The 16,440-nt window shown below is 68.2% G+C and carries 18 protein-coding genes and 1 tRNA gene; 7 read left to right on the top strand and 12 right to left on the bottom strand.

Annotated features, from left to right (window positions below):
* The first annotated feature begins 393 nt into the window (after nt 1-393).
* Both ACIBNA_RS04660 and ACIBNA_RS04655 read left to right on the top strand, forming a co-directional pair.
* Complete coding sequence (locus ACIBNA_RS04660) at nt 394-1,389, top strand: hypothetical protein (protein ID WP_399163802.1); 996 nt, start codon at nt 394-396, stop codon at nt 1,387-1,389.
* Nucleotides 1,389-1,913 carry a GNAT family N-acetyltransferase gene (locus tag ACIBNA_RS04655; RefSeq protein WP_399163801.1) on the top strand — a complete coding sequence of 175 codons (525 nt, stop codon included), beginning with the start codon at nt 1,389-1,391 and terminating at the stop codon, nt 1,911-1,913. The genes ACIBNA_RS04660 and ACIBNA_RS04655 overlap by 1 nt, the downstream gene beginning before the upstream one ends.
* On the opposite strand, the gene ACIBNA_RS04650 is transcribed toward ACIBNA_RS04655, so the two are convergent.
* Nucleotides 1,905-2,405, bottom strand: coding sequence for a hypothetical protein (locus tag ACIBNA_RS04650; protein WP_399163800.1), 501 nt, complete (start codon nt 2,403-2,405; stop codon nt 1,905-1,907). The two genes, ACIBNA_RS04655 and ACIBNA_RS04650, sit on opposite strands and share 9 nt — an antisense overlap.
* A gap of 197 nt (nt 2,406-2,602) precedes the next feature.
* Nucleotides 2,603-2,941, bottom strand: coding sequence for a hypothetical protein (locus ACIBNA_RS04645; protein WP_399163799.1), 339 nt, complete (start codon nt 2,939-2,941; stop codon nt 2,603-2,605).
* A gap of 352 nt (nt 2,942-3,293) precedes the next feature.
* Between ACIBNA_RS04645 and ACIBNA_RS04640 the strand changes: the two genes are divergently transcribed.
* Both ACIBNA_RS04640 and ACIBNA_RS04635 read left to right on the top strand, forming a co-directional pair.
* Nucleotides 3,294-3,989 (top strand): hypothetical protein, encoded by a 696-nt coding sequence (locus tag ACIBNA_RS04640; RefSeq protein ID WP_399163798.1) that lies wholly within the window; start codon nt 3,294-3,296, stop codon nt 3,987-3,989.
* A gap of 186 nt (nt 3,990-4,175) precedes the next feature.
* A complete protein-coding gene (locus ACIBNA_RS04635) occupies nt 4,176-4,586 on the top strand; it encodes a hypothetical protein (protein WP_399163797.1) in 411 nt (136 codons plus the stop codon).
* A gap of 161 nt (nt 4,587-4,747) precedes the next feature.
* Here the strand turns inward: ACIBNA_RS04635 and ACIBNA_RS04630 are convergent, their stop codons facing one another.
* The 7 genes from ACIBNA_RS04630 to ACIBNA_RS04600 form a co-directional block, all read right to left on the bottom strand.
* Nucleotides 4,748-5,473 (bottom strand): hypothetical protein, encoded by a 726-nt coding sequence (locus ACIBNA_RS04630; RefSeq protein ID WP_399163796.1) that lies wholly within the window; start codon nt 5,471-5,473, stop codon nt 4,748-4,750.
* Between the two features lie 103 nt (nt 5,474-5,576).
* Entirely contained in the window at nt 5,577-5,936 is a 360-nt protein-coding gene (locus ACIBNA_RS04625; RefSeq protein WP_399163795.1) for a hypothetical protein, read from the bottom strand.
* 694 nt (nt 5,937-6,630) lie between these two features.
* Entirely contained in the window at nt 6,631-6,879 is a 249-nt protein-coding gene (locus tag ACIBNA_RS04620; RefSeq protein ID WP_399163794.1) for a hypothetical protein, read from the bottom strand.
* Nucleotides 6,880-6,991: 112 nt separating this feature from the next.
* Nucleotides 6,992-7,064, bottom strand: a tRNA-His gene (locus tag ACIBNA_RS04615).
* Between the two features lie 115 nt (nt 7,065-7,179).
* On the bottom strand, nt 7,180-7,782 hold the full coding sequence (gene orn / locus ACIBNA_RS04610) for an oligoribonuclease (protein WP_399163793.1): 603 nt from the start codon (nt 7,780-7,782) through the stop codon (nt 7,180-7,182).
* Nucleotides 7,783-7,943: 161 nt separating this feature from the next.
* Nucleotides 7,944-9,233 (bottom strand): helix-turn-helix domain-containing protein, encoded by a 1,290-nt coding sequence (locus ACIBNA_RS04605; RefSeq protein WP_399163792.1) that lies wholly within the window; start codon nt 9,231-9,233, stop codon nt 7,944-7,946.
* A 377-nt stretch (nt 9,234-9,610) separates the two neighbouring features.
* On the bottom strand, nt 9,611-9,943 hold the full coding sequence (locus ACIBNA_RS04600) for a hypothetical protein (RefSeq protein ID WP_274816554.1): 333 nt from the start codon (nt 9,941-9,943) through the stop codon (nt 9,611-9,613).
* A 306-nt stretch (nt 9,944-10,249) separates the two neighbouring features.
* On the opposite strand from ACIBNA_RS04600, the gene ACIBNA_RS04595 reads away from it, so the two are divergent.
* Nucleotides 10,250-10,777, top strand: coding sequence for a universal stress protein (locus ACIBNA_RS04595; protein WP_274816553.1), 528 nt, complete (start codon nt 10,250-10,252; stop codon nt 10,775-10,777).
* Nucleotides 10,778-10,900: 123 nt separating this feature from the next.
* On the top strand, nt 10,901-11,461 hold the full coding sequence (locus ACIBNA_RS04590) for a GPR1/FUN34/YaaH family transporter (protein WP_399163791.1): 561 nt from the start codon (nt 10,901-10,903) through the stop codon (nt 11,459-11,461).
* 151 nt (nt 11,462-11,612) lie between these two features.
* Here the strand turns inward: ACIBNA_RS04590 and glmS are convergent, their stop codons facing one another.
* Complete coding sequence (glmS, locus tag ACIBNA_RS04585) at nt 11,613-13,430, bottom strand: glutamine--fructose-6-phosphate transaminase (isomerizing) (RefSeq protein WP_399163790.1); 1,818 nt, start codon at nt 13,428-13,430, stop codon at nt 11,613-11,615.
* A gap of 13 nt (nt 13,431-13,443) precedes the next feature.
* The gene (locus ACIBNA_RS04580) at nt 13,444-13,701 is read right to left on the bottom strand and encodes a hypothetical protein (protein WP_037673904.1); all 258 of its coding nucleotides are present in this window, start codon (nt 13,699-13,701) and stop codon (nt 13,444-13,446) included.
* 185 nt (nt 13,702-13,886) lie between these two features.
* Here ACIBNA_RS04580 and ACIBNA_RS04575 point away from each other — a divergent pair, with 185 nt between their 5' ends.
* A complete protein-coding gene (locus ACIBNA_RS04575) occupies nt 13,887-15,446 on the top strand; it encodes a fibronectin type III domain-containing protein (protein WP_399163927.1) in 1,560 nt (519 codons plus the stop codon).
* Nucleotides 15,447-15,459: 13 nt separating this feature from the next.
* Here the strand turns inward: ACIBNA_RS04575 and ACIBNA_RS04570 are convergent, their stop codons facing one another.
* Nucleotides 15,460-16,344, bottom strand: coding sequence for a DUF4429 domain-containing protein (locus tag ACIBNA_RS04570; RefSeq protein WP_399163789.1), 885 nt, complete (start codon nt 16,342-16,344; stop codon nt 15,460-15,462).
* Nucleotides 16,345-16,440: the final 96 nt, after the last annotated feature.

Raw genomic sequence — 16,440 nt, 5'->3', positions numbered from 1 at the left:
GTTCAGTCAACGACCGCTCGTGTCTCCCGAGGAGGAAAAGTCGGCCGGGTGTGCATCACGCCCAAGCGGAAATTTCTCGGCTCTTGCCATCACTGATGGGACATCAGTGGCTACCGTGGGTACGTGGAGGGGAACGCGAGCCTCGCCAGCGCTATGCAGGAAGCGGGCTTCAAGCAGGCCGAGTTGGCCGAAGCTGTCAACGAGTACCTACGCCTGCACGGCCACGAGGGCACGGTGAGCGACCGGACCGTCCGGAACTGGCTGACCGGAAAAACCCGCTGGCCTCACCCGCGTCAGAGGGAAGCCTTAGAGGCAGTATTCGGATGTACGGCCGAAGAGCTGGGCTTCAGCCCGCCCGCGGCAAGACGTTCCACCACCGAACCGGAGCCACCCGTGAGGCGCAGGAACTTCCTCACTGCCACCACCGGCACCGCCGTTGCCGTCGTGAGGCCTGTCCAGGACTCTCGGCCGACCTCGGTCGGCACCTCGGATGTGATCCGCCTGCGCAGCGGCCTGGATGCCCTGATGGCCCTGGACGCCGCCCGGGGAGGCCACGAGGGGCTGGAGCGGGCCGCACTCGCCGGGGCGGACGAGGCCCTCGACAAGATCAAGCTGGCCGCCTCCCAGCGCATCCGCCAGCGCCTCTTCTCCGTGGCCGCCAACTACACCGCCACAGCCGCTTGGGCAGCCATCGACGGTCGCCAGCTCGACCGGGCCCAGAGCCGCCTGGACCGTGCCCTGTACCTCGCCGGGATGGCCAAGGATCCTGTCGTGGAAATGCGAGTCTGGAACTCCTACGCGATGCTCGCCCGCCAGCGGGACCAGTACACCGAGGCCGTCGACGCTGGGTATGCAGCCCAGGCGACGACCATCGCCCGGCGGGATCCCTTCTACGGGTCGCTCGCGCACGCTCGTACGGCGCTGGCTCACGCCAACGTCGGTGACCGCCAGGCCGCCATCAGGTCCCTGGGGTACGCCCAGGAGGCCATGGAGAAGACCTCCGAGGATGAGCCCCGGCCGAGCTGGGTGAGCTTCTACGGAGTGGCCGAACTGACCGCGATCAAGGCCATCGTCAGGGACCGGATCGGGGACGCTCCAGAGTCCGAGGCCGCCTCCCACCAGGCGCTGGCCGCGATCCCCAAGCACTTCCGCCGCAACCGCGCGCTGGCCACCACGCGGCTCGCCCTGGCCCAGGTCCACCAGCGCGAAGTCGAGCAGGCGTGCTCCACGGCCGCCTTGGTCTTCGAGCTGATGTCCGGCAACCCGCTCCCCGGCCGGATGCGGTCGCTCCTGGGTGACTTCTACCGGGATTTGATCACCCTTGCACCGGACGCGGCCGTCGCACAAGAGTGGGGAGACCGCTACCGAGCCGAATGGAGCCGAGCCTGATGGCCGACTTGGACGTCCGTCACTACACGCATGACGACCTGCCGCAGATCCGGCAAACGCTCATCGACATTCACGCGGACGCCCAGGGCGAAGCGATGAAGGACGACTTCAAGAAGCGCTTCCCCTGGTTCGTCGACCACTGGGGCTCCCGCGAGAGCTACTCCTGCGTGATCGCGTACGACGGCGACGAGGCCGTGGGCTTCGCGTACGGAGCCCCCGCCGTAGAGGGCCGCGAGTGGTGGCGGGAGTGCCTGGACGAGGCGCCGGCGAAGTCCCGGACCTTCTCCTACTCCGAGCTGGCCGTCCGCCAGGCCTACCGCAAGCAGGGCTTGGCCGAACTGCTCTCCCACTCCCTGTTGAACGACCGGGACGAGGACCTCGCCGTCCTGCTGGTGGACGTCACGCACCCCAAGGTCCAGGAGCTGTACGAGTCCTGGGGCTTCCGGAAGGTCGGCGAGCGCCAGCCCTTCCCGGACTCACCGGTGTACGCGGTCATGCTGACCGAACTCCCGCTCTCATCCTGATCCGGTCTCATCACCGTCGTCCTCAAGGGCGGTCCGTGCGGCCTTGGCGAAACCGTCCAGTGGACGTTCGAACCTCCCTTTATGGTGTAGGGGATGGCCGCGAATGGCCCCGCGCGCCAGTTCGTTTCTGAACTTCCTGACCTCGTCCGCGAACTCACCCGCAGCCTGAACCACGGAGTCCGGCCCCGCGATGGCGATGTTTGATCGGCGCTTGCGGATGTGGGCCTGAAGCGTCTCGAACTGGGTGAGGAAATCCTCCTTCGGACCATACATGGAGTCGATCAGCTCCTGGCCAGCCGCGATGAAGTCCGCGTACGCCTGTGATCGGGGGCCGCGCCTCTCCGTGAGGCTCTCGAACCGGCGCTGGCGCGCTGCCTCCGACTCCTGGTGCTGTAGTTGAAGGCGCGCTGCCCGGAATCCGAACCAACTGGTGCCGAAAGCCGTGAGTCCACCGATGGCCGCACCCAAGACGGCCGCAAGTCCCGCATCCACAGCGGCATTCTCCCTAGGAAACGACGAAAGCGCCCCCGACCTCCACGAGGGAGATCGGGGGGCGTTGGTGTTTCATGCCAGCGCTGGAACGCTTCGTACGAGTCGATGTCGGCCTGGCCTAGGACCGGACCCGGACCGACCTTGTACTTCCCACAGCCGACGGCCACGAGACACTTGCCCATGGCCGTGAAGATGGGCTAGGACTTCCCCAGGGCGGGCCTGGAGCCCTTCATGAAGAAGGTGGCGCCCGGGTAGGGCTCGTACTGCTTCGCCGAGGGATTGGCCGGCTGGGTCCCTCCAGGTCGGGGAGCGCCCTTCCTGAGCCGCGTGTACAGGGCATCGCCGGGGCATGCGGTGGCGTAGCCGTCAGGGTGGCCCTTGATCTCGTCACCGACGCCGTGCTTGCGGAGCAGCTCGTTGGCCGGGTGGCTCTTGCGGAGGTCCATGGCCTGCACGTCCTGCTCGGGCTTCTCGCCCATGGCGGCCTGGAGGAACCGGTCGATGGCCGACAGGGTTCTTGTCGTCGTGCTCGGCATCGAACTCGGCGAGCTTGACGGCGCTGTTCAGAGCCTGAACCGCTGCGGTCGTGAAGTCTGGGCCCTCTCGATGGACCATTCCGCGAGATCCGGGACCACTCCAACTGGGGGGCGATCTCGTTGTGACTGATGTCGTCAGCGTGGAGCAGACGGAGGCGCTCCTCGTCCTCGGCGGAGAAGGTTCGGGACACGGCCGGCTCACCCCCTCACGCGCGTGTGGTGACGGGTGACCGGTCAGGCCGAAACCGTCCCGAAGGCATGAAGTCCCTGACAGGATCAAGGGGTGGAACCAGGAGTCGTAGGAGTAATCGCGGCAGTAGTCGGAGCCGTAGCCACTGGGCTTTCGGCCCTCGTGACGAACAGGTTCGGGAAGGCTGTCGATCGAGAACGGGCCGCGCTGACCGAAGAACTTATGCCGGAGGGCACTCCCGCCGAGCCTCCGACGCCGGAGGAGAAGGACAGTGCCAAGTTCACCAAGCTTCTGATCCGGTACTACGGCTATGGGCTCACGCAGGCGCGAGCGAGCTTCTACGTGAGCCTGTTCGCTTCGATCATCGGCGGCGGCATTCTGATCACTGGGATCGGTCTCGCCATCTTTCGCGCTGACACCATCGGTGATCAGTACGCTTCGATCGTTTCCAGCGTGGCGGGACTGCTAACCGTGGCGATCGGCACCTTGTTCCACAAGCGCGCTGATGCCGCCTTGCGCCATATGGAGTCTCAGAGTCGAGGGCTCCGTGAGGACATGAAGGTAGAGAGGGATACGGACCAGGCCATTCGGTTGCTTCAAGAGGTCGATGAAGACCATTTGAAATCCCACCTGCAAGCTGCGTTGATCCTCAAGTTCTCGGGCTCCGAGATGCCGGACCTCGGCAAGGTGGTAACACGGGTCGATCTGTTTGAGAGGCTGCGTACCTCGGGTTTGATCACGTCCGCCGAACTGGCTGAAATCCGCCAACACCTCCCGCCACAGGCGCCCCTTGTAGATGGCTCGGTGCCTCCACCGAGGTCGCAGGCGTCTGGGAGGCCGACGACGAGAGCTGAGTGAGCCGGCCGTCTGGCGCTCCGGCTCGGGGCGCCAGACGGCCATGTGCCGACGGCCGTCATGACGCTCTGAGCAGCCAGATCACAGTTGGGGCATACGTGTGGAACTCGTGTATGCCTCATGGGTACCCTGTGCCGCCCGACTCTTCGTGCACTAGGGGATGCCGGTCGGGCTCTGAGGGGGATTGCCGTGAAACGGGTTCGGTACCGGCGGCGAGACGAATACGAGAGCGACCCGGAGTACCAGCGCATCCTGGCGGCGATGGAGCGGCCTTGGTGGAAGCGGCCGGCGGCCCTGTGGGGCGGCGTCGTCGCCGTTGCCGTCGCCTCGTTCTTCCTGGGCGGTGCGGTCCTGGGTTCTGACAGCAGCTCGGGCGCCCCTTCCCAGGACTCCTGGGTGCAGAATCAGGTGGACGGTCAGTCGCAAAACAACCAGCAGAAAAATCAACCTGCTGGGATATCCGCAGCGCAGAGGAGTCAGATCCTCAGCAAGTACTGCAATCGACAGGCTGGCGGCCCGTACAACGTGTCGGAGTCTGCGTACCTGGAGTGCTTGCGGAGCTACGAGGTGACGGATCAGGGCATGGTCATGCCGAGGTAGCCGGCTCCGAGGTCAGGCAGCAGGCATCAGCACCCGCTTGGCCTTGGCCCGGGTGCCTTCTCGGCCCTCGCGACATCGAGATGCCGGAAGAGCTTCTGGCCTCGGTGATCGAGGCCCTTCGCCCTTAATTCCGTCAAGTCGTGTGAATCCGGAGGTCCGGCTTACCAGCGGCCTCGTGGCATGTCGGCGATAGCGCTTTGGATCGCGGACGCAGCGGCTTGCAACCGCCTCGCGGCTTCCATCAATCCTGCGGCCCTGTCCTCCAGGCCGCCGAGCTTGTCGGCGGCGTTGGCGAGGACGTGGACGTTGTCCTCGAAGCTGCCCAACGACCGTGCAGAGTGGCTGAACAGCTCGATGGCGTCGGGGCTGATACCGAAGCCGTGGATACGGGGGTCCGCCAGCTCATCGAGCAGGGAATTGAGGAGGTCGGCCAGCTCTGGGGCGGTCTTGGAGAACTCGGCCAGTGCCGGGCGGACCTGATCGAGGAACTCACCCTGGGCCTCGGCGAGCATCTCGCTCAGACGGGCTTCGGTCAGCCCGGTCAGGCCCTCCAGCGCCTCGACGCTTTCCCCTTCCCGGCTAGCTTTCCACTCCTCGAGAAGTTCCACCGGGTAGTCGGCGCTGCTGGCGCCGTCGATCGTGGTGTGGTGGGGGACGCACAGCAACAGCAGGTTCTTGAAGCTGTTGCGCTCCGGCACTGACCACTTGGCATCGAACCGCTTCCCGCCAGGGTTGATGGCACGGATGTGGGCGATCTCAGCGTTCAGCTTCGGCACACCGTTGACCATCGTGATGACACGGCTTGTGCACCCAGGCCAGTAGCAGTAGCCCCTGCACAGGGTCATCAGCCCGGCGAGTGTGGCGTTGTCGTACTTCCTCTGTGCCATGCGCCCCCTCTGCGACAGCTCCTCCGGGAATGTAGGCCGTCATGCGGCACAGCGCCACGGTGCCCAGCCGGGCCGGCTGTCGCTCACAGTGGTTCGTTCGCTCTCACCGCTCGCGGAGGTGATGCCGGAAGTACCACCACAAGGCGACGAGGAAGCCGACGATGCTCCCCAAGATCAGCCATCCACCGATCTCGCCCGTCACCGCCCTCCAGGTGCTTGATTCGGCGAGGACTTCGTAGCAGGGCCTGTTGACACGCATGTTGGGCCCGGATCCAGGATTCCGATGGCAGTACTCATCGTCGTGCCATATGCCGAAGGTGATCAGGCCAACGACCAGGGCAGTCACAGAGATCCACGCCATACACCCGTGAGGCGTCCGTTGAGAGCCGAGCGCGGCAGGGCTGGACGTCGGCGTGCCGTGTTGGTGGGCCACCCAGGGCACGGCCTTGATCTCATGGGTCACGAGTCGGGCGTGCCGAAACGTGATCGGATCGGATCGCCCCGGCAGTGCTGCACCACATGCCTCACACATCCACCTGGCCGCAGCCACGCTGTTCCTCCTGCTGCGGAGCCTCCTTGCATCATGTCGGATCCGCCACGAGGCGGGTTCCGAATTCGATGACGTACGCGTCGCACTGGTTGAGCTGCGGCTCCCCTCCCGTAACCGTCAGGCGGGCGGCAGCGCCTTCAACTCCGGCTCTCCCGTCTCGACCCGCTTTCGGGGCTCTCGGGCAGTGCCCTCACTGTGCGGCAGTCCGTTCTGACGGAGGGCGTCAACGATATGCCGGGTTGCTGGGTGCCTGTCCCCGAGGACGGTGTAGAGCCCTCGGACGACCTCGTCCGCCGTGGGCTTCTGCGGGCTCTTGGCGGCCTCTTCCGGCTCCGGGCGTACGCGGCCGACACCACATCAGGGGAGGCGTCAGGGCGGTGCTGACGGCCTTGAAGGTCGGCGGCAATACGGGTGTCGGCTTCGGCGTTGCGGGCTTCCACGGGGGAGTGGTCCTGGTGACGTCGACCGTCGGCCCCGTCATGTTCGGGGCGACGGTGGTGGCGCCCGTGCTGATGGTGGCCTTCCCGTTTCCGGCGAGGGCGTGCACCCGCCCAGTCGTGCCGGGGCGGACCTCCACGCCGGTCAGGGTCTCCACGAAGTGCTCCGATCACGTGGCAAAGGACACGACGCTCTTGTCCTTCTCTTCCTCGCTGGGCTGGACGACGCCCTCGCCCTTGACCCACCCCGTGGGCCAGTGCTGTCCAGGGGCGTCTACGAGCGCCTTGAACTGAACGGCCTCCGGCTCGGAGCCGAAGACCTCGGACTGTGGCGCTCCCTCGCGGGAGCCGCCCTCACGCCACCGGACCTGATGTGCGGTGCTGCCGTACCTGTGGACGCGCTTGCGGATGCTCGCCATGGGTGGAAGGTAGAAAGCTTCTCAAGATCCCGGGTGGCCACCGGTGTGGCCACGGCGGATACGAAAGAGGCCGGTGACCTGATCAACGCAGGTCACCGGCCTCTTTGGTAAGGGTGAGTGACGGGACTCGAACCCGCGGCATCCTGGACCACAACCAGGTGCTCTACCAGCTGAGCTACACCCACCATGACCGGCTTGGAGATCAGTAAGTTCCCCGACCGGCCGAGAAAAAGTGTACAGGGTCCGAAGGGGTGCTCGCGCCCGGCTTTCGCGGCGCCCCTCCGCGGGCCCCCGGCACGGCTACTGGGCAGGCAGCACGTGCTTCGCGGCGATCTTCTTCGCGGTGTCCGAGTCGGGCCCGGGCTGCGGGACGAAGACGGCCTCGCGGTAGTAGCGCAGTTCCGCGATGGACTCGCGGATGTCGGCGAGCGCGCGGTGGTTGCCGTTCTTCTGCGGGCTGTTGAAGTACGCCCGCGGGTACCAGCGGCGGGCCAGCTCCTTGATCGACGACACGTCGACGATCCGGTAGTGCAGGTAGTCCTCCAGCGTCGGCATGTCACGCAGCAGGAAGCCGCGGTCCGTGCCGACGGAGTTGCCGCACAGCGGGGCCTTGCCCGGCTCCTTGACGAACTCCCTGACGTACGTCAGGACCTGCTGCTCGGCGTCCTTCAGCGTCGTGCCGTCCGGCAGCTCGGCGAGCAGCCCGGACGCGGTGTGCATCTGACGCACCACATCCGGCATCGTCTCCAGCGCCCGGTCCGGCGGCCGGATGACGATGTCCACGCCTTCGCCGAGCACGTTCAGCTCGGAGTCGGTGACGAGGGCGGCCACCTCGATGAGCGCGTCGTCCGACAGCGAGAGGCCGGTCATCTCGCAGTCGATCCACACCATGCGATCGTTCATGTGTCTAACCTTACGGGGAGCCGCCCCGGGCTGAGCCGAGCGTGCGGTGACCTTGTGGCCAAAGGGCGCGCCCGCTCGTGGCCAGGGGCGCGCCCGCCCCGACGCAGCGCCGGGCCCGCGCGGAGGGTGTTCCTCCGTGCGGGCCCGGTCACCGGCTCACATCACGTCGCGCTGCGCTGTCCCGGCAGACTCGCCCGGGTCGGTACGTACGCCTCCCGCCCGTTGTCGGACGCGCTCGACGCCGACGCGGACAGGGCCGGGGGCGATCCGACCGCGCTCGCCGCCGCCGTACGGCGGGACTGGAGCGGGACGGGGTGCTCCGGGTGCATCGAGGCGGGTTGCTGGCCCGGCTGGCCGGGATGCCCCCCGTGGCCGGGCATGCCGGACCCCGGACCGCCCGGGGCGGCCTCGGTGTCCTGCGGCCGCTCGCCCTGGGGACGACGGGCGCGGTACGCCGCCCGGTAGGCGGCCGGCGACGAGCCCAGCTGGCGGCGGAAGTGCCCGCGCAGGGCGACCGGCGACCGGAAGCCGCAGCGCCCCGCCACCTCGTCCACCGAGTAGTCCGACGTCTCCAGCAGGCGCTGCGCCTGGAGGACCCGCTGCGTGATCAGCCACTGCAGCGGGGCACTCCCGGTCAGCGAGCGGAAGCGGCGGTCGAACGTACGACGGCTCATGTACGCGCGTGCCGCCAGCGTCTCCACGTCGAACTGTTCGTGGAGGTGCTCCAGCGCCCAGGCGACGACCTCGGCGAGCGGGTCGGCGCCGATCTCCTCTGGTAAAGACCTGTCGAGATAGCGCTCCTGGCCGCCGCTTCGGCGCGGTGGTACGACGAGGCGCCGGGCCAGGGCCCCTGCCGCCTCGCTGCCGTGGTCCGTGCGCACGATGTGCAGGCACAGGTCGATGCCCGCGGCCGTGCCGGCCGACGTCAGTACGTCGCCGTCGTCGACGAACAGCTCCCGCGGGTCGACGTGCACCGACGGATAGCGTTTCGCCAGCGTCGGCGCGTACATCCAGTGTGTCGTCGCGGGTCGGCCGTCCAGCAGGCCCGCCGCCGCGAGGACGAAGGCGCCGGTGCACAGCCCGACGATGCGGGCGCCCTCCTCGTGTGCCCGGCGCAGCGCGTCGAGCGCCTCGTCCGGTGGCGGAGAAGTGATCGAACGCCAGGCCGGTACGACGACCGTGCCCGCGCGCGAGATCGCTTCCAGGCCATGCGGTGCGCTGAGTTCGAGGCCCCCTGTGGTCCGCAGTGGGCCGTCCTCGCCGCCGCACACCAGCAGTCGGTAGCGCGGAACGCCGGCGTCCTGGCGGTCGATCCCGAACACCGACAACGGTATGGAACTCTCGAAGATGGGACCGCCGCTGAACAGCAGCACCGCGACGATCTCCTTGCGGCGTCGCCCGGAAAGCTTCCGGGCCGCGGCTTCCGGCGCGGCAGTGGAGTCGTGGCTCATCCTGCTAAGCCCCCCTCGGTGGTCGCGGCTCCTCGGTTGTGTCGCTCCTGCACGTTTCCCCTCGGTCCTGCACGAGTCCCCCGCCGTAGACAGTCAAGATCGAATCTACTGTGTCCCGTTGCGCCGCAGTGGCCGGTTCGGCACTCGGCACATTGTCGACTTGGCAACTTGGCGTGAAGCATTCGATCACGAAGCGTTGCACTCGTGGGGCGTGCAGGGAAGTGCGCCTTGTCGCAGTGGCCAATCCGCGTAGGGTGCGCAGCACCCCTGAGGTCCTTTCCGTGCAGGTCGAACGGGGCTTGCGGGGCCGTCAGGGAGGGTGATGCACGGGTGCGAGAAGTTGGCTGAAAAGCAGCGTGCGCGTGCGCGAAAACCGGTCAGCCGACCGGTGTATCCCCGCCAGTGTGCCGTCCGCCACGGTGCGACCCCGTTCCGGTGCGGTGGTGCCGACCCCGGTGGGGCGCCCGGTCCTCGGCCGCCAGCCGGGCCGCGCCGCGCTCGGACTGGCGCAGCAGGACCCGGCAGGCGCCCGTGACGGCCGCGAGCCCGAGGGCCGTGCCGACGGCGCCGGCCAGGGAGGCGCCGTAGCCGAGGAGCACGACCGGGACGAGCAGGCAGCTGAAGGCCGCCCAGCGGACCACCTCCGTCGCGGAGTCCCGCGGCGGCGGGGTCGCGCGGTCGGCCTCGGAGGCGGGGCGAGGTCCGGGCATGCGTGCTCCCTGTGGCGTGACTCACGCAGTTCAACGCGTGGCCGGTGATCAGGTCACTGTGTGACCGGATCACCCCCACGGGTAAGTGAATCCTGTGCAAACCGCCTGTACAGCGCAGCAACCATTGCGTTACGGGCGTCGCCTCGTGCATGCTCCCTGGAACCCGCACGCACGGCGGGCGGGATCTGGGCTAAGGAGGCGTGCCGCCGTACCCTTGGGGGTATGGGGTTGGGAAGACCATTCCCGGACACAGCTCCGCCGCACACTGTTGTCCCACCCATAAAGGATCACAACCCCGAGACAGCCATGGCCGGTCACGAATTCTTCGAACCCGCGGACCGCAAGCGGCCCGTCGCCGATCCCACGGCGGCCGAGCCCCTGGCGGCGGAAGAGCCACGCCACTCCTGCGATCCCGCCTTCAAGCACGGGGTCGTCGTCGGCTTCGACGGCTCCACGTCCAGTGAGCGCGCCCTGGCGTACGCGATCGGCATGGCCCATCGCTCCGGGGCGGGCCTGATCATCGTCCACGTCGCCAACCGGCTGCCGACCACCGTGTGGGCCGGCTGTGAGCCGCCCGTCTTCGTGGACGTGCCGGACCACCGGACCGAGGTGCTCGGTCTCGAGCTGGCCTGTGCGGACTACCTCGCCGAGGTGCCCTGGATCCTGGTCGAGCGCGGCGGCGACATCTGCCACGAACTCGAAGAGGTCGGCCGGGAGTACGAGGCCGACGCGATCGTCGTCGGGTCGACCCACGGCATCGTCGGGCGGATCTTCGGCTCCGTCGCGGGGCGACTCGCCAAGCGGGCGAAGCGGCCCGTCGTCGTCATTCCCTGAGTGCCAACTCCCTTGCTCCCCTGGTGCAACGCTTGAATCTACTCGTGCGTAGAGGTGTTTGTGCCCTTGTGAAGGGCATATACGGGACACCGCACAACTGCACATGCACGAAGGGAGCCCGCCGTGGACAAAGACGTCTCCGCGGGAAGCGGAATCACCACCGTGGTCGGTCGACTCGCCCTGGGAATCACCCTGTTGGCCTTCGGGCTGGGGCATACCGCTGTAATCGACGGGGTGTCGACTGCTGACGCCGTGTCAATCGCCCGGTACGTGGGCGGCGTTGCCCTCTTCGTCGCCGGGCTGATCGCCCTGCGGGACGGGGACTCCGTCGGTGGGGCGGCGTTCTCGGTGCTCGGGGCGCTGTGGTTCACCTGGGCCGTGTCGGCGGGTGCCGCCGGCAATGAGGCAGGGTTCTTCCTGCTGTTGTTCGCCCTCGTGGCGCTGTCTCTGACGCTTGCGGGTGGGGAGCAGCTCGGTCAGGTGGTCTACGGGCTGTTCTTCGTCGCCCTGTTGCTCACGGCGATCGCCGAGTTCGCCGGTAACGACGGGCTCGCCAAGGTGGGCGGGTGGTTCGCCGTGGCTGCGGGGGCAGTGGCGTGGTACGCGGCCACCGCGGCGCTCGCGCACTGGCCCACGGTGCTTCCGCGACGCGCTGCCGGCCGGGGAGTGACGGCCACCGGTTAGCCGCGCAGGCTGGGGAGTTGGGCGGCTTCCCGGTGATGAAAACGGACCCCCCGTGCTTGGTGGCAGTGCGGGGGGTCCGTCCTCTTGTTTGGCCTGTGCGGGTGCGTTGTGGTTGCTCGCGCTGTTCCCCGCGCCCCTAAAAGAAGGGCACTTACTCAACCGTTACTGACTTGGCCAGGTTGCGGGGCTTGTCGATGTCCCTGCCCAGGGCCAGGGCCGTGTGGTACGCCAGGAGTTGGAGGGGGATGCCCATCAGGATGGGGTCGAGTTCGTCCTCGTTCTTGGGGACGACGATGGTTTCGTCGGCCTTCTCCTGGTGCTGGTGGGCCACCGCGAGGATCTTGCCGCTGCGGGCCTTGATCTCCTCCATTGCGGCGCGGTTCTTCTCCAGGAGGTCGTCGTCGGGGACGATCGCGACCGTGGGGAGGGCGGGCTCGATCAGGGCCAGGGGGCCGTGCTTGAGCTCGGAGGCGGGGTAGGCCTCGGCGTGGATGTAGGAGACCTCCTTGAGCTTCAGGGAGGCCTCGCGGGCCACCGGGTAGCCCCGCACGCGGCCGATGAAGAGCATCGAGCGGGCCTCGGCGAACTGCAGGGCCAGCTTCTTGACGTCCTCCTCGTGCTCCATGATCTCGGCGATCTGGGCGGGCAGCTTGCGCAGGCCCTCGATGATCCGCTTGCCGTGGCGGACCGAGAGGTCGCGGGTGCGGCCCAGGTGCAGGGCGAGGAGCGCGAAGGCGACCGTGGTGTTCGTGAAGCACTTCGTGGAGACGACGCAGACCTCCGGGCCCGCGTGGACGTAGATGCCGCCGTCGGCCTCGCGGGCGATCGCGGAGCCGACCACGTTCACCACGCCCAGGACCCGTGCGCCCTTGCGCTTGAGCTCCTGCACGGCGGCGAGGACGTCGTAGGTCTCGCCGGACTGGGAGACGGCGATGTAGAGGGTGTCGGGGTCGACGACCGCGTTGCGGTAGCGGAACTCCGAGGCCGGCTCGGCGTCGGCGGGGATGCGGGCCAGCTCCTCGATCATCTGGGCGCCGATCATGCCCGCGTGGTACGAGGTGCCGCAGCCGAGGATCTTCACGCGGCGGATCCGGCGGGCCTCGCGGGCGTCGAGGTTCAGGCCGCCCAGGTGCACGGTGGAGAAGCGGTCGTCGATGCGGCCGCGCAGCACGCGGTCCACGGCGTCGGCCTGCTCGTGGATCTCCTTGTGCATGTAGGTGTCGTGGCCGCCCATGTCGTAGGAGGCCGCCTCCCACTCCACGGTGGTGGGCTCCGCGGTGGTGCGGGTGCCCTCCGTGGTGTACGTGCGGAAGTCGTCGGCCTTCAGGGTGGCCATCTCGCCGTCGTCCAGCGTGACTATCTGGCGGGTGTGGGCGACCAGCGCGGCGATGTCCGAGGCGACGAACATCTCCTTCTCGCCGATGCCGAGGACGACCGGGGAGCCGTTGCGGGCGACGACGATCCGGTCGGGGAAGTCGGCGTGCAGCACGGCGATGCCGTAGGTGCCCTCGATCAGCCGGAGGGTCTCGCGGACCTTGTCCTCCAGCTTGGTGGCCTGCGAGCGGGCGATGAGGTGGACGAGGACCTCGGTGTCGGTCTCGGAGAGGAACTCGACGCCGTCCGCCTCCAGCTTGCGGCGCAGGTCGGAGGCGTTGTCGATGATGCCGTTGTGGACGACCGCGACCTTGCCCTCGTGGTCGAGGTGCGGGTGGGCGTTGACGTCGGAGGGCGCGCCGTGGGTGGCCCAGCGGGTGTGGGCGATGCCGGTCGTGCCCTTGAAGCGGGCCGGGACCTTGGCCTCCAGATCGCGGACGCGGCCCTTGGCCTTGACCATTTTCAGGCCGGAGGCCTTCGGGGACGTGATGACGACGCCCGCGGAGTCGTAGCCGCGGTACTCCAGGCGCTGGAGGCCCTCCAGGAGGAGGGGAGCGACGTCACGCTTCCCGATGTAACCGACAATTCCGCACATGTATACGTATTCCTCAGCCGTAGACGATGCGCCGCAGCTGCCGGAGCGAGAGCTCCGGCGGCGCCACCGCGCGATATTTGAGATCCGCCTCGATCCGCTCGAAGATCGCCGCGTTCACCAGGCCCTGGGCCTGGAGCTCGCGGTGGCGGCGACGGACGTACTCCTCGGTCGTCTCGTCGAAGTAGGCGAGCACGTCCTGGATCACACGCAGCGCCTCGCCCCGGTTGAGGGGGGTGGACCGCGTCAGATGATCAACGAGTTCGTCGTGCACCCGGTAGATCCTGAGGCACCGGCGACGCTTACGCAAGAATTCTGCCCGGTTTCGGGCAGGTGCCTGTTGGAATCCCTTGGGAGAACGTTGAACCCGTCATGAGCGCTTGTTCGTAGGCATCCACCGGGCAGCCGGTATCTCGTTGCCCGAGGCGTCGATTTTTGGACGCCATGGACATTCCTCGTATGGGCGTACCCGAGCGGCTCGCCGAGCGCATGAGCATGGCCGAGCAGCACGAGTACCTGCGCGCCAGGTTCTCCCGGCGCACGATGATCAGAGGCGGCGCCGTCACGCTCGGCGCCGTCGCGGGTGGCGCGTTCGTACCGGGCGCCACCGCCCAGGCCGCCGTTCCGAGCGGGCGGACCGGCATCGAGACCGTCGACGGTGCCCATGTGGCGCCCTTCGGCCGTCACCTCGCCTACGGCACCGACCCGCGCACTGAGATGACCGTCTCCTGGCAGGTCCCGGTCGCCGTCAGGAAGCCGTTCATCCGGGTCGGCGCCCACCCCTGGGACCTCTCCCGGAAGATCGACGCCGAGGTCCGCACTCTCTTCACGCCGGCCGGTGTGGGTGCGAGCGGTAACCACACCCAGTACTACGTCCACGCCCGGCTGGCCCACCTGCGCCCGGGCCGGACGTACTACTACGGCGTCGGCCACCAGGGCTTCGACCCGGCCGAGCCCCACCTGCTGGGCACCCTCGGCACCTTCACCACCGCCCCCGCGTACCAGGCGCCCTTCACCTTCACGGCCTTCGGCGACGAGGGCGCCAGCTACCACGCGCTCGCCAACAACAGTCTGATCCTCGGCCAGAACCCGGCCTTCCACCTGCACGCCGGCGACATCGCGTACGGCGACCCGACCGGCCAGGGCAGGAGCGACGACACCGGCTTCGACTCGCGCGTGTGGGACCAGTTCCTCGCCCAGACCGAGTCCGTCGCCAAGTCCGTCCCGTGGATGCCCGCCTACGGCAACCACGACATGGAGGCCTGGTACTCGCCGAGCGGCTACGGCGGCGAGGAGGCCCGCTGGACCCTCCCGGACAACGGCCCCGACCAGAGGAACCTCCCCGGCGTCTACTCCTTCGTCTACGGCAACACGGCCGTCATCTCGCTCGACGCCAACGACATCTCCTTCGAGATCCCGGCCAACCTGGGCATCTCCGGCGGCACCCAGACCAAGTGGCTGGAGACCCAGCTCACGAAGTACCGGGCCGCGCGCGACATCGACTTCATCGTCGTCTTCTTCCACCACTGCGCCTACTGCACCTCCACCTCCCACGCCTCCGAGGGCGGAGTCCGGCAGGAGTGGGTGCCGCTGTTCGAGAAGTACACCGTGGACCTGGTCATCAACGGCCACAACCACCAGTACGAGCGCACCGACGTCATCAAGGACGGCGAGGTCACCCGGAAGCTCCCGATCGGCGGCACGGCCTACCCCGAGACCGACGGCGTGGTGTACGTGACGGCCGGTGCCGCGGGCCGCAGCCTCTACGCGTTCAGCGCCCCGCTGTCGTACGAGGGCAACGAGCACGACGTGGACTCCGTGTCCTCGTTCGTCAACGTCAAGGGCGGCAAGCAGAACGAGACCGTCACCTGGTCCCGGGTGCGCTACCTCGACTACTCCTTCCTGCGCGTGGACGTCACCCCCGCGCCGAAGGGACGCCTGGCCACGCTCAAGGTGCGCGGCATCTCCGAGACCGGTGACCAGGTGGACCACTTCACGGTGGCGCGCCGGGCGAAGTAGCGCCCCGGGGCCGTCACATCCGCTTGAGGATCGCCTGCTTGGCCAGCGCGAACTCTTCGTCCGTCAGCACGCCCGTGCTGCGCAGCTCACCGAGCTCGCGCAGGCGGCGCAGCAGGGCGTCGTGATCGTCCTCGGCGGACGCGACCGGAGGAGAAGGCAGTTCCGGTCGCGCGTCCACCACGTCGCCGGCGGCGGCCCGGGCCGGGTGCGGAAGTCTGGCCTGGACCGCCGCCGCGACCAGCGCCATCAGCGGATCCTTCTTGAAGCCCCAGAGCTCCACGGCGTTGGGGTCGTACTTGGGCGGGGCCTTGGTGGGCGCGTTCCGCACGGTGAAGCGGAGGTAGCCGTTCTCCAGGCCGGCCGCCGGCTGCCACTCCACGCCAGTGATGTCGGTGAGCGCGAGCGTGCGGGCACCGGCGGCGGCCTTGGCGTCCTCCGTCTTCCAGTTCCACTCCAGGCGTATGCGCTCGCCGTCGAACCCGGCGGTGCCGTCTCCGGCGGAGACCGACAGCGGGACGGAGGGGCCCGGCAGCAGGTACGCGTCGACCGGGTCGGCGGAGACCTGGTCGAGAAGCAGGGCGTTCCGGACCTCGTCCGTGAAGTACTCGGCGACGCCGTAGCGGTCGGACTCCACGATCAGCTGGTACGGGTCGTGGGGCTCGGTGAGCCGGCCGCCGGTGGCGTGCAGCAGGGGGTCGGCGCCCTCGCGCAGGCGAAGCCTGAGCCGCCCCGCCTTCTTGCCCTGCTCGAAGGAGATCCCTGCCAACGCCCCCAGCGGGACGATCAGTTCACCTAACTCCCTGCGCAGCGGACTGACGTTCTTGTCCCGTCCGGGGGTCAGCCGCAGGGCGTCGCCGTCGAAGGCCCACGTGCCGTCCTTCTGGATGATTTCCGCCATGGGGTGGATTGTTCCATCAGTCTCACGAGAGAGTGGTCCAGACCTTTTGGCGTTCGCCGGCTCATGGAAGGGACCGTTTTGTGAAACAGCACCCCA

The sequence above is a fragment of the Streptomyces sp. NPDC050164 genome, from assembly GCF_044459945.1.
Classification (GTDB): domain Bacteria; phylum Actinomycetota; class Actinomycetes; order Streptomycetales; family Streptomycetaceae; genus Streptomyces; species Streptomyces coeruleorubidus_A.
Note: the sequence above shows the minus strand (reverse complement) of the source record. Positions and strands in the feature narration are given on the sequence as shown.